We start from the raw sequence: 825 nt of genomic DNA, 5'->3' as shown, positions 1-825 counted from the left end.
CGGTGCGGGTGCGGTCGGGTGCCGCCGGGGCGGGCAGACCGGATCGGTTCGGCGGATCAGGTACGTCGGGCTGGCGCTGCTGCTCGCGCTGGCCACGGCGCTGGTCGCCTGCGACGACCTCGGCGACCAGACCGGCACGGCGAATCCGTCCGCGGCTGCCGACGGGCAGCCAGGCGCGGCGGGCGCCGGCTCCCGGGGAGCCGCGGGCTCGGCGCTCGCGCTGCTCGGCAAACTGCCGGTCCGCGCCGAGGACAACTCGCCGAAGTACCAGCGCGACAAGTTCGGCGCCGCCTGGTCGGACGTCGACCACAACGGCTGCGACACCCGCAACGACGTCCTGCGCCGTGACCTGCACAGCACCACCGTGCGGCGATCCGACGGCTGCACGGTGCTCACCGGCGAGCTCACCGATCCGTACACGACCCGGATCATCCGCTTCGATCGTTCCCGCAACGCCTCGGCCGTGCAGATCGACCATGTCGTCGCGCTGGCCGACGCCTGGCGGACCGGCGCACTGGACTGGACCGCCGCCCAGCGCCTGCAGTTCGCGAACGACCCGGAGAACCTGCTCGCCGTGGACGGCCCGACGAACCAGCGCAAGAGCGACCAGGATGCGTCCGAATGGCTGCCACCCAGCCCCGGCGAGCAGTGCCCGTACGTCGCCCGCCAGGTGGGGCTGAAGTCCCGCTACCACCTGTGGGTGGTAGCGGCGGAGGCCCAGGCAATGCGAACAGTGCTCCAGAAATGCCCCACCCAGTCAGCGCTGGGCAACACCGCCGCACACTGACCGCCCGCACCACCCCCGTCGCCCTGCTGACAGTCACC

General features: G+C 72.5%; 1 protein-coding gene. It reads left to right on the top strand.

The features are described from left to right. On the top strand, positions 1-787 hold a 787-nt coding region (locus NBZ85_RS31510; protein ID WP_261563470.1), incomplete at its 5' end, for an HNH endonuclease family protein. Positions 788-825 lie beyond the last annotated feature (38 nt).

Origin of the sequence: Frankia tisae (assembly GCF_025403405.1) — a bacterium.
GTDB classification, from domain to species: domain Bacteria; phylum Actinomycetota; class Actinomycetes; order Frankiales; family Frankiaceae; genus Frankia; species Frankia tisai.
Note: the sequence above shows the minus strand (reverse complement) of the source record. Positions and strands in the feature narration are given on the sequence as shown.